We start from the raw sequence: 12057 nt of genomic DNA, 5'->3' as shown, positions 1-12057 counted from the left end.
AACGGAATCCTGTCTTGCAGCAATCTTTTCCGGCTCAGTCAGCGGCGCTGTCAGACGCTCGGCCAGCAAGCGTGCACCGGCACCGGTGACTGTGCGGTCAACGGCTTTCAGAAGCGAGCCTTCACGATTGCCGGAGAGCGTGCGCATCAGCTCCAGATTGGCGCGGGTTGCCGGATCAATAAACAGCGACGAACCATCCGTCTCACGCTCTGGGCGCATCAACGGCGGACGCTCGGCAATCTGGGTTTTCTCTAAATATGCAATAGCACCGGAAATGGCGGAAAGTTCGGTGCGGTTGAACTCGCCGAAGCCATCCAAAGTTGCCACGCCATAATAGCGCTTGATGCGTTCTTCTGCCGTTGAACTTTCAAACAGGCTCGGATGCTGCGGCATGACAATCCGCCCGAGCAGATCCAGTACCGGACGGATTTGCGGATCCTGAAAGGCGGTTTCCGGCACGATCAGCTCGCTCGGATCAACGCGCATAATGTCGGCATAGAGTTTTTCAGGCGTGGTTTCCGTCATACGGAACTGGCCGGTGGAAATATCAATCCATGCCAGCGACAACCTGCCCTCTTCCGCACCTCTTACGCCACTTCCCATTTGTGCGCTACGCACACGGCCGAGGATCATCAGAAAGTTTGCACGCGCCGGATCAAGCAGTTTTTCTTCCGTGATCGTGCCTGGTGTGACAAGACGGATCACATCGCGTTTGACCACCGATTTCGAGCCGCGCTTCTTCGCCTCTGCCGGATCTTCCACTTGCTCACAGACGGCCACGCGGAAGCCTTTGCCGATCAGACGCTGCAAATAATCATCTGCCGTATGCACCGGCACACCGCACATCGGAATATCTTCGCCCAGATGTTTGCCGCGCTTGGTGAGTGTAATCCCGAGAGCCTCTGATGCCTCAATCGCATCATTGAAAAACAGCTCATAAAAATCGCCCATACGATAGAACAGCAAGCTGTCGGGATAGGCAGCCTTGATCTCAATATATTGTTCCATCATCGGCGTCGGGCGCGCGGTGAGACCTGCATCATAAGTGCTCTGCGGCTCATCTGCGAGTTCAGGCGTCCGGTCAGGTTTTACTGAGGCTGTATCATGCTGCGTCATAGGGAATACACATGTTCCTGAAATAATTTTTCAAAATCCTGCACGAGCATTTCCGGTTTTGATTAAACCAATAGGAAATGCTCTGCCATTTTGTTTTCCGCGTATCTTGTTCCGAAAACCGCTTCACACTTTTCGGGATACGCTTCAGTTTAAAACTTCGAACAAAGCCCTGTGAAGCAGCCAGTTGCTTATATCCCCGTGATTTTCGCCGGAATGCGCCGATTATACGAATATTGTCTTTAAACATCGAAATCTTTTCAAATATTGCGCTACACAAACAGGCCGACTTGATATAAACACACTGCCCAGCCATCCGAAGGATGTTTCAATATATTATAATACTATGGCCGTTCACGCTGCATAAGCTGACAACCGCCCTCGCAGAGAAAATCGGAGGGGTCAATGACCAACGATAAGACCACCCAGAAGCCGCAATCTGGCCAGAAACCACAAGCCGGAAAAGGCACATCCCTGACGGAGCAAGAGGCGCTGGATTTCCACTCCCGCGGACGTCCGGGCAAGCTGGAAATTACTCCGACCAAGCCAATGGCTACGCAGCGCGATCTGTCGCTGGCCTATTCTCCGGGTGTTGCTGTACCGGTCAAAGCGATCGCGGAAGATCCCGCCAAAGCCTATGACTATACATCCAAAGGCAATATGGTTGCCGTGATCTCCAACGGCACTGCCATTCTGGGTCTCGGCAATCTCGGCGCGCTGGCTTCCAAGCCGGTGATGGAAGGCAAGTCGGTGCTGTTCAAGCGTTTTGCGGATGTGGATTCCATCGATCTCGAAGTCGATACCACAGATGTGGAAGAATTCATCAATTCCGTACGCTATCTTGGCCCGAGCTTCGGCGGTATCAATCTGGAAGACATCAAAGCGCCTGAGTGCTTTGTCATCGAAAGCCGCCTGCGCGAGCTGATGAATATTCCGGTTTTCCACGATGACCAGCATGGTACTGCAATCATCGCCGCTGCCGGTATGATCAATGCGCTGCACCTCACCGGCCGCGACCTGAAGACCACGAAAATGGTTTGTAACGGTGCCGGTGCTGCCGGTATTGCCTGTATCGAACTGGTCAAAGCCATGGGCTTTGCGTCTGAGAATGTAACGCTGTGTGACACCAAAGGCGTAGTCTGGCAGGGTCGTACCGAAGGTATGAACCAGTGGAAATCTGCCCATGCAGTCAAGACTGACAAGCGCACACTGGCGGAAGCCATGGAAGGTGCGGATATTTTCTTCGGTGTTTCCGCTAAAGGCGCGCTGACCGAAGATATGGTTCGCTCCATGGCCGATAATCCGATTATTTTCGCCATGGCCAATCCTGATCCGGAAATCACACCGGAAGAAGTAGCCGCCATCCGCTCCGACGCAATTGTCGCGACCGGTCGCTCCGACTATCCAAACCAGGTCAACAACGTCCTCGGCTTCCCGTATATTTTCCGCGGTGCGCTCGATGTTCGCGCCACCACCATCAATGATGCGATGAAAGTTGCCGCCGCCAATGCGCTGGCAGAACTGGCACGCACGGATGTGCCGGATGATGTGGCTGCCGCCTATCAGGGCAACCGTCCGCGTTTCGGTCCGAATTACATCATTCCGGTGCCGTTTGATCCGCGCCTGCTCTCCACCATTCCGGTTGCTGTTGCCAAAGCCGCAATGGACAGCGGTGTTGCCGGTAAGCCGATCGAAGATCTGGATGCCTATGCACGGTCTCTGGCTGCACGCCGCGATCCGATCGCCTCGACCATGACCGGCATTTATGACCGTATCCGCCGTCATACCAAGCGCGTGATTTTTGCCGAAGGTGAAGAACCGCAAATCATCCGTGCTGCCGTTTCCTTCACATCGCAGGGTCTGGGCAAAGCCATTCTGCTCGGCCGTGAAGACCGTATTCGCGAAACTGCCGAACAGGCCGGTATCGACCTTGGCAAAATCGGCATCGAAATCACCAATGCCCGTCTGTCCAAGCGCACCTCGGAATATGCCGATTATCTCTATGAGAAATTGCAGCGTAAAGGCTACCTGTTCCGCGACTGCCAGCGCATGATCAATAATGACCGCAACCATTTTGCGGCCTGCATGGTTGCTATGGGTGATGCGGACGGCATGGTTACCGGCGTAACCCGCAATTATGCCACCAGCATTGAAGATGTACGTCGCGTGATTGATGTGAAACCGGGACACCGGATGATCGGTGTATCGCTGGCTCTGTGCCGTGGCCGTACCGTTTTCATCGCCGATACTGCGGTGCATGAACAGCCGACAGCGGAAGAACTGGCTGATATTGCCGTGGAAGCCGCCAATGTAGCACGTCGCATGGGCTATGTGCCGCGCGTTGCCATGCTGGCTTATTCCACCTTCGGTCATATGTCCGGTGCGCGCTCGGAAAAAATTCAGGAAGCCGTGCGTATTCTCGAAAAACGCCATGTGGACTTTGAATTTGACGGTGAAATGAGTGCCGATGTGGCTCTCAACGGCAAGCTGATGGAATCTTATCCGTTCACCCGCCTGACAGGCCCAGCCAATGTGCTGGTGATGCCGGATTATCATGCGGCCTCCATCGCCGCTGATATGCTGCAGGAACTGGGCGGCGCAACACTGATCGGCCCGTTGCTGACCGGTCTCGACAAGGCTGTGCAGATCGTACCGCTGAGTGCCAAGGATTCCGACATTGCCAATATGGCGGCCTTTGCAGCCTATGCGGCAACCAACTGATTATTTCAGTACCCGAAATCAAAAGGCCGGAGCACTCTCCGGCCTTTCTTCTTTAGAGCACAATGCAGACTTACCGTTGCGTTCAGCTTTAATCCATGCTCAGTTTTCTGCATCGTAACTTTGCTACTACGGAACCATGATCCATGCGCTTGTCCGATCTTCATCTTGACCGCATCATTGACAGGCAGGCGCTTGCTGCCGCGCTCACAGAGATCGTCAACGCAGATGCAAGCAAAGACCAGATGCGCAATCAGGTTCTGAAAACACTAAAAACCACATGGAAAGACGGCAAAGCCCGTGCCGAGACCATGCTGCTGGAAGACGGCGGCGGTATTGCCTGTGCCAGACGCATCAGCGGATTGATGGATCAGATCATTGCCGCACTTTATGATTTTACCGTTGAGCATATTTATCCGGCGGTGAACCCGTCCAAAGCGGAAAGCCTCGCCATTATCGCTGTCGGCGGTTACGGACGCGGCGGGTTGGCACCGGGTTCTGATATCGATCTGTTGTTTCTGCTGCCTTATAAGCAAACGCCATGGGGCGAGCAGGTTGTGGAATATATGCTCTATATGCTCTGGGATATGGGGCTGAAAGTCGGGCATTCCACGCGCAATATTGATGATGCTATCCGCCTGTCCCGCGAAGATATGACCATCCGCACCTCGCTGCTGGAAGCGCGTTTTCTCACCGGCAGCCAAGAGCTTTTTGACGAACTCACCACCCGTTTCGATCAGGAGATCGTTGCCGACAGCGGTGCGGAATTTGTGCAGGCCAAGCTGATTGAGCGCGATATCCGCCACAAGAAAGCGGGTTCAACGCGCTATCTGGTGGAACCGAATGTTAAGGAGAGCAAAGGCGGGCAGCGCGACCTGCAAACTCTGTTCTGGATTGCCAAATATATTTACCGTGTTCACTCCACGGAAGAGCTGATCAAGCGTGGCGTTTTCTCCCGCAGCGAAGCAAAATTGTTCAGCAAGGCCGATGATTTTCTCTGGGCAGTACGCTGCCATATGCATTTTCTCTATGGCAAGGCGGAAGAACGCCTGTCCTTCGACATTCAGCGCGAGATCGCTACCCGCCTCGGCTATACCGATCATCCGGGGCAGACCGGTGTTGAACGCTTCATGAAGCATTATTTTCTGGTGGCCAAAGATGTCGGCGATCTGACCCGCATCATCAGTGCCGCGCTGGAAGAAGAGCAGTTCAAAGAAACACCGGGCACCGGCCAGATCTATTCCACACTGACCCGCAAAAAGCGTAAAATTGCCGGCAGCACGGACTTCATTCTCGACCATAACCGCATCAATATTGCCGATGATGAGGTGTTTCAGCGCGATCCGGTTAATCTGATCCGGCTGTTCTATCTCGCCGACAAGCACGGACTGCAATATCACCCGCATGTCATTCAGCGCGTCAGCCGCTCATTGAAACTGATCAAAAGCGATGTGCGCAATGACAAGGAAGCCAACCGGCTGTTTCTGGAAATTGTCGCCTCGCCGCGCACGCCGGAACGCACATTGCGCCGGATGAATGAATCCGGTGTGCTCGGGCAATTCATTCCTGATTTTGGCAAGATCGTCGCGATGATGCAGTTCAATATGTATCATCATTATACGGTTGATGAGCATCTGCTGCGCTGCATCGCCATCATGTCCGAGATTGAACATGAGACGCTGAAAAACGAGCATCCGCTCGCCCACAGCCTGTTGCCGACACTCAAAAACGACCGGCATCTGCTCTATGTGACCTTGCTGCTGCACGATATTGCCAAAGGCAGGCCGGAAGATCACTCCACCGCCGGAGCCAAAATCGCCCGTAAATTATGCCCGCGTTTCGGGCTTAATCCGTCAGAAACAGAATTGGTGGCATGGCTGGTGCAGGAACATCTGACCATGAGCAAGGTTGCGCAATCGCGTGACCTCAACGACCGCAAAACCATTGCCGATTTTGCCGCCATTGTGCAAACCACCGAGCGGCTGAAACTACTGCTACTGATCACAATCTGCGATATTAAAGCGGTCGGCCCCGGCGTCTGGAACGGTTGGAAAGGCCAGTTACTGCGCACACTCTATCATGAAACAGAATTACTGCTGACCGGCGGTTTCTCGGAAGTGAGCCAGATCGAGCGAAGCAATCAGGCACGCTGCCAGCTGGCCGAACAACTCGGCGACTGGCCGGAGGACAAACGGAAAGCTGTTCTGGCGCTGCATTATGATAATTACATGCTGACAGTGCCGCAGGAAGACCAGAAGCGCCATGCGGATTTCATCCGCGCCAGCGATGAAGCAGGCAAAATCCTCAATATTCTGGCTCGCCCGCATGAGTTTGAGGCGGTGACCGAACTGACAATTCTGTCGCCCGATCATCCGCGTCTGCTGTCAATCATTGCCGGTGCTTGTGCAGCGGCAGGTGCCAATATTGTTGATGCGCAGATTTTCACCACCACGGACGGACGGGCGCTCGATACCATCCTCATCAGCCGTGAATTCGATACCAATGATGATGAAATGCGCCGTGCTGCGCGTGTCGGCCAATTAATTGAAGATGTGCTGACCGGCACTACCTATCTGCCGGAGGTGCTGGCACGCAAGACAAAGGCGCGACGCTCTGCCCGTGCCTTTCATGTCACGCCTCGGGTGCATATCAATAATACGCTCTCGGAAAAATTCACGGTGATTGAGGTCAAAGGGCTGGATCGTACCGGTCTGTTGTCGGAAATTACCAATGCGATTTCCGATCTTTCGCTCAATATTGCCTCGGCGCATATCACGACATTCGGTGAGAAAGTGATTGATACTTTCTATGTTACCGGTCTCGACGGGCAAAAAATCACCGGTACGACCAAGCAGGCCAATATCCAGAAACGCCTCCTCAGCTTGTTTGACAAGAGCGGGAGTGATAGCAGAGCACCAGATAACAAAAACGGCGATCCGAAAAAATTGCGCGAAACGGCAGGTTAGAGCATAATTCCTTAAACTTGGATCAGTTTAAGGTAAAAATTATGCTCTAATTTTAAAGTGTTAGAGCGACCTTCGTGTGCCAAGTCTGGCACACGGCGCTCTAATCCGGCTTGCGTCTTTTTAAAGTTTGCCGCACTGCCTGCCTGTCCTTCCCTATTCACGAGATGAATTCATGAGCCTGCTGAAAAAATTCGCAACTGTTGCTTCCGGCACGCTGATGAGCAGAATCTTCGGCTTTACCCGTGAAATGCTGATGGCAGCGTTTCTCGGCACCGGCCCTGTTGCGGATGCTTTCAACACCGCTTTCCGCTTCCCGAATACTTTCCGGCGACTGTTTGCTGAGGGTGCATTCAATGCTGCCTTCGTGCCGCTCTTTGCCAAAGAGATTGAGCAAAATGGCATGGATGGTGCCAGGCGCTTTTCTGAAGAAGTCTTCGGTGTGCTGTTCACCATTCTTCTCGGCCTGACCATTGCCATGGAACTTTCCATGCCGTTTCTGGTCAGCACCGTGATTGCACCGGGCTTTACCAGTGATCCGGTGAAGTTTGAGAATACAGTCAATCTGGCGATGATTATGTTTCCCTATCTCGCCTGTATGTCGCTGGCAGCGATGATGGGCGGTATGCTCAACAGCCTGCATAAATATTTCGCGGCAGCCATTGCGCCGGTTTTTCTGAATTTCATTCTGATCGGCGCGCTGCTGCTGGCATGGGCGCAGAATTACGACCCGCTGCAAATCGGTTATGCCCTGTCCTGGGGCGTGATGGCGGCAGGTGTGGTACAGCTCGCCATTGTCTGGTTTGCAGTACGCCGTGCTGGCATCAAAATCGGCTTTCGCCGCCCCAAATTGACCCCAAATGTACGCCGCCTGCTCGTGCTGGCGCTTCCTGCCGCGATTACCGGCGGCATCACCCAGATCAATCTATTGATTAATACCAATATTGCATCCGGCTCAGCCGGTGCCGTGTCTTCTCTCGTTTATGCTGACAGGTTTTATCAGTTACCGCTCGGCGTGGTTGGTATTGCTGTTGCCACCGTTCTGCTGCCGGAATTGTCGCGTGCCTTGCGCGGCGGCCATATGCAGGAAGCCGGAAATCTGCAAAACCGTTCTGTCGAATTCACTCTGTTCCTGACATTGCCTGCGGCGGCAGCCCTGCTGGTTTTCTCCGAACCACTGGTGCGCCTGTTGTTTGAACGCGGGCAGTTCGGTCCGGAATCCACGCTGATTGTTTCACAAATTCTCGCAGTTTACGGTCTCGGCCTGCCAGCCTTTGTGCTGATTAAAGCTTTTATTCCGGGGTTCTTTGCCCGTGAGGATACCCGCACACCGATGATCTTTGCCGGTATTTCGGTGGTGGTGAATGTGACACTGGCGCTGATCCTGTTCCCGCGTCTCGGCCCAACCGGCATTGCCACGGCGGAAATCACCGCCGGTTGGGTCAATGCCATTCTGCTGCTGTCCGTTCTGATCTGGCGCAAACATTGGGATTATGATGCCGGCCTCATCCGCCGTATTCCGCGCCTGATTATCGCAGCAGCGAACATGGCCGCAGCTCTGTATTTTGCCGCTCAATATTTTGAAACCTATTTGAGCAGGCAGGCAGGACTACTGGTACAGGCAACAACGCTCGGCCTGCTCGTGATCGGCAGCATGATTGTTTATTTTGCGACGGTTTTTGCCATTGGCGGTGCCAGCCTCTCCGCCCTGAAAGGCAATATGCGCCGCCGTAAAAAAGCAGCGGCCACGCCGGAAAATACAGATATTTCCGCTTGATTGCTTTTCAGCACTCTGGCAGTAATAACGCATCCGGAAGACAGGATTACACGCCTGCCTTCCGGATATTTTTTATAATCCAAACTTTTTAGCCAAGACTGGCAGCATGCGTCCAAACCACATATGCCAGCCTTAAAAGCAACCCCAGAGCATCCCTGATTATCAAACCTTACGTTTCGACGATAATCACGCTCGACCGGCTCTCCACCAGCTTCAGGATTTATCAAGAATGAACACCTTCAAAGAACGCATTTTCTCCGGCGCACAACCAACCGGCAATCTTCACCTCGGCAATTATCTTGGCGCATTGAAGCGCTGGGTTGCCTTGCAGGACGATAAGGATTGCATTTATTGCGTCGTTGATATGCATGCGCTGACAATTCTGCCGGATCCTGTGGAACTTTTAAATTCCACACGCGAAATCACCGCCGCCTATCTGGCTGCCGGTCTTGATCCGAAGAAGAGCATTGTCTTCAATCAGAGCCGCGTGCGCCAGCATGCGGAACTTGCATGGGTGTTCAACTGTATTGCACGTATCGGCTGGATGAACCGCATGACGCAGTTCAAGGACAAAGCCGGTAAAGACCGCGAAAATGCCTCGCTGGGTCTGCTGGCCTATCCGAGCCTGATGGCTGCAGACATTCTGCTCTACCGTGCCACCGCCGTGCCTGTTGGAGACGACCAGAAACAGCATCTTGAACTGACACGTGACATTGCGCAGAAATTCAACAATGACTATTCCGACCGCATTGCCTCGCTCGGCATCGGCGTGGAAATGGCTGTTGGTGATGAAACTGTATCGGGCTTTTTCCCGATCACAGAGCCGCTGATTTCCGGCCCTGCCATGCGTATCATGTCCCTGCGTGACGGCACCAAGAAAATGTCGAAATCCGATCCGTCGGATCTGTCACGCATCAACCTGATTGATGATGAAGACACTATCACCAAAAAGATCCGTAAAGCCAAGACAGATGCCGATGCTATTCCTTCAGAAGTGGAAGGGCTGGAAGGCCGTCCGGAAGCGGATAATCTGATCGGTATCTTCGCAGCTTTGACCAACACGGACAAAGCAGCCGTGTTGCGTGATTTCGGCGGCAAGCAGTTCTCTGAGTTCAAAGCATCGCTTGCAGAACTCGCTGTTTCGCAGCTTTCTCCAATCACGCATGAAATGCGTCGACTGGTAGCCGATCCGGCCTATATTGATGCCGTTCTGCGTGACGGTGGTGAACGCGCAAGCGTGATTGCCGAAGAAACCATGCACAATGTCCGCGACATTGTCGGCTTTCTGCAGAAATAAAAATACAAAAAAGGCAGGGAATTCCCTGCCTTTTTTATTTCTATTGAGCCTCGAAGGTCAGAGTACCAACTGAGCCCGTATCAAAATCGCCTGACTGATAATTGCCGTAGATTTTGATTTGCGTAAAACCTGCCTCACGCAGTGCCAGTTCCAGCTCAAACACGCCCCACCAGCGCAAAGAAAATAATTCCATCTCCGTTGCCACCAGTTGCGCATCTTGCCATAGCTCATAACGCAGCTGGGATGTCACCACCTGTTTGACATAGTCCGTTGCGGTGCGCATTTCCTGCAAAGTCAGCAAATCTTCGCCATCCTGCCAGTGCCGTGCACGTGGTGCGTGATCCATGAAATCACTGACAACAGAAATATCCAGCAACAACTTACCATCCTGCATCAGTGACTGCCTGCACAGGTGCAGAAAATGCATTGCATCAACCGGATCGGTCATAAGCTGGAAAGAACCGGCTGGCAGCACAATAGCCGCAAATTTCTGCGCATAATGAAATGTCGTGAAACCCTGCCTGCTCAGCTCTGCATTTACACCATATTGCGCACAATTTGCTTTGCACAGATCAAGCATATCAGGAGACAGATCAAACCCGATGACGCTGTGCCCTGCCTGTGCCAGCGGCACCAGCATACGGCCATTGCCTGTGGCCGGTTCCAGAACCGGCCCTGTGATGGTTTTCAGGCGTTCGAGATAGAATTCCACATCGCCGAAAGAGCGCCCGACCGGTTTATCCAACTCGTAAACACGCGAGGCCAGCTTGCCATAAGTCTTCGTCATTTTTTGAATTTTTCCTTGTCCGCAGCAAGCAGAGACAGGCTTAGAAGCCGCAAAACTCTGCCGCACATAAAAAATCATCCCGTTACACAGCAATGTGAAACAGCAAGAAATGCAGGACGATAGCTTTTCCTTTCAAACACAAAGTGCCTGAAAACACAATATAAACGACGGGCATAGATTTTACGGCACAGGTTCTGGGACAGAAAATTGCGTAATTTTCATAAGGCAAATATGTAAAATTTCGCCCCGCCACAAAATTGTCATCTTGCAGTCGGGCCTATTGAGTGGCAAATTCCCGCGCATGGTTTCAAAACGTCTTAGCCGGGAAGCCGGCCACCGCCGTAAATTTCTTGTCTCAATTGATGAAACGCCCGAATGCGGACGTGCGGTTGCCTATGCATCACGCCGTGTGCGCAATACCGGCGGCGCATTGGTGTTGCTGTTCGTCATCGACCCGTCAGATTTCCAGCAATTCCTTGGTGTCGGCAATATTATGCGGGCAGAGGCACTGGAACGGGCGCAGACAGCCCTGAATAAATATGCAACGCAATTACGTGAGCAATACGGCATTGAGCCTGAGCTGATTGTGCGCGAAGGGCAGACTGCGGAAGAAATTCACAGCCTGATTGAAGAAGATCAGGATATTGCCATTCTGGTACTGGCTGCCGGTTCCGGCAAAGAAGGTCCGGGACCGCTGGTACAGTCGATTGCAGGGCGCGGCGCATCCTTCCCTGTTCCGGTCACAGTCATTCCGTCAGATCTTTCTGACGATGACATTGATGCCGTCGCCTGAAACACCTATATTAAGAGCAATCACGCAACTCTGTGGTCATGGTTGCCGTATTTTCTTTACAGCCCCTCATTTAACACGGGAGAACTTCAATGTTCATCCAGACTGAAGCCACACCTAATCCGGCGACCCTGAAATTCCTGCCGGGTAAAGTGGTTATGCCGGAAGGCACTGCTGATTTCCGCGATGCGGACAGCGCCGCCAATACCTCGCCTCTCGCCGCTAAACTCTTTGCAGTACCAGGCGTGAATGGCGTATTTTTCGGCTATGATTTCATCACTGTCAGCAAAGACGGTGCGGAATGGCAGCATCTCAAACCGGCTATCCTCGGTACGATCATGGAACATATGATGTCCGGCGCACCGGTCATGGCGTCAGAACAGTCCAAAGGTCACGATCATACTGAAGGCGAGTTCTTCGCCGATGCGGATGCGGAAATCGTTGAAACCATCAAAGAACTGATCGAAACCCGCGTGCGCCCTGCTGTGGCGCAAGACGGCGGCGACATCACATTCCGTGGTTTTGAGCATGGTGTTGTTTATCTGCATATGAAAGGCGCCTGCTCCGGCTGCCCGTCTTCAACAGCAACACTGAAACACGGCATTCAGAACC

The 12057-nt window shown here is 53.0% G+C and carries 7 protein-coding genes and 1 pseudogene; 6 read left to right on the top strand and 2 right to left on the bottom strand.

Annotation, left to right across the window (positions count from 1 at the left end; all coding sequences use genetic code 11):
- Nucleotides 1–1116, bottom strand: a pseudogene (locus A918_RS19955) (DNA mismatch repair protein MutS); the annotation flags it as partial.
- 402 nt (nt 1117–1518) lie between these two features.
- Between A918_RS19955 and A918_RS0108680 the strand changes: the two are divergent.
- The 4 genes from A918_RS0108680 to trpS all read left to right on the top strand — a co-directional run bounded on the left by A918_RS0108680 (nt 1519) and on the right by trpS (nt 9868).
- A complete protein-coding gene (locus A918_RS0108680; protein WP_022710689.1) occupies nt 1519–3834 on the top strand; it encodes an NADP-dependent malic enzyme in 2316 nt (771 codons plus the stop codon).
- Nucleotides 3835–3977: 143 nt separating this feature from the next.
- On the top strand, nt 3978–6797 hold the full coding sequence (locus A918_RS19950) for a [protein-PII] uridylyltransferase (RefSeq protein ID WP_022710688.1): 2820 nt from the start codon (nt 3978–3980) through the stop codon (nt 6795–6797).
- A gap of 172 nt (nt 6798–6969) precedes the next feature.
- Nucleotides 6970–8571: a murein biosynthesis integral membrane protein MurJ gene (murJ, locus tag A918_RS0108670; RefSeq protein ID WP_028233570.1), complete on the top strand. Its 1602-nt coding sequence runs from the start codon at nt 6970–6972 to the stop codon at nt 8569–8571.
- A 229-nt stretch (nt 8572–8800) separates the two neighbouring features.
- Nucleotides 8801–9868, top strand: a complete 1068-nt coding sequence (gene trpS / locus A918_RS0108665) for a tryptophan--tRNA ligase (RefSeq protein ID WP_022710686.1) — start codon at nt 8801–8803, stop codon at nt 9866–9868.
- A gap of 40 nt (nt 9869–9908) precedes the next feature.
- Here trpS and A918_RS0108660 read toward each other — a convergent pair whose 3' ends face one another.
- Nucleotides 9909–10655 (bottom strand): class I SAM-dependent methyltransferase, encoded by a 747-nt coding sequence (locus tag A918_RS0108660; RefSeq protein ID WP_028233569.1) that lies wholly within the window; start codon nt 10653–10655, stop codon nt 9909–9911.
- A 301-nt stretch (nt 10656–10956) separates the two neighbouring features.
- On the opposite strand from A918_RS0108660, the gene A918_RS0108655 reads away from it, so the two are divergent.
- Both A918_RS0108655 and A918_RS0108650 read left to right on the top strand, forming a co-directional pair.
- Entirely contained in the window at nt 10957–11448 is a 492-nt protein-coding gene (locus tag A918_RS0108655) for a universal stress protein (protein ID WP_022710684.1), read from the top strand.
- Nucleotides 11449–11537: 89 nt separating this feature from the next.
- On the top strand, nt 11538–12057 hold a 520-nt coding region (locus tag A918_RS0108650), incomplete at its 3' end, for a NifU family protein (RefSeq protein WP_022710683.1).

Origin of the sequence: Pseudochrobactrum sp. AO18b, assembly GCF_000409565.1 — a bacterium.
Taxonomy (GTDB): Bacteria; Pseudomonadota; Alphaproteobacteria; order Rhizobiales; family Rhizobiaceae; genus Pseudochrobactrum; species Pseudochrobactrum saccharolyticum.
The sequence above is the reverse complement of the archived record's forward strand: the minus strand, read 5'-3'. Positions and strand labels throughout refer to the sequence as shown.

Excerpts from the sequence above, each read along its gene's own strand:
- A918_RS19950 (WP_022710688.1), top strand. The coding sequence starts at position 3,978 with ATGCGCTTGTCCGATCTTCATCTTGACCGCATCATTGACAGGCAGGCG.
- A918_RS0108655 (WP_022710684.1), top strand. The coding sequence starts at position 10,957 with ATGGTTTCAAAACGTCTTAGCCGGGAAGCCGGCCACCGCCGTAAATTT.
- murJ (WP_028233570.1), top strand. The coding sequence starts at position 6,970 with ATGAGCCTGCTGAAAAAATTCGCAACTGTTGCTTCCGGCACGCTGATG.
- trpS (WP_022710686.1), top strand. The coding sequence starts at position 8,801 with ATGAACACCTTCAAAGAACGCATTTTCTCCGGCGCACAACCAACCGGC.
- A918_RS0108660 (WP_028233569.1), bottom strand. The coding sequence starts at position 10,655 with ATGACGAAGACTTATGGCAAGCTGGCCTCGCGTGTTTACGAGTTGGAT.
- A918_RS0108680 (WP_022710689.1), top strand. The coding sequence starts at position 1,519 with ATGACCAACGATAAGACCACCCAGAAGCCGCAATCTGGCCAGAAACCA.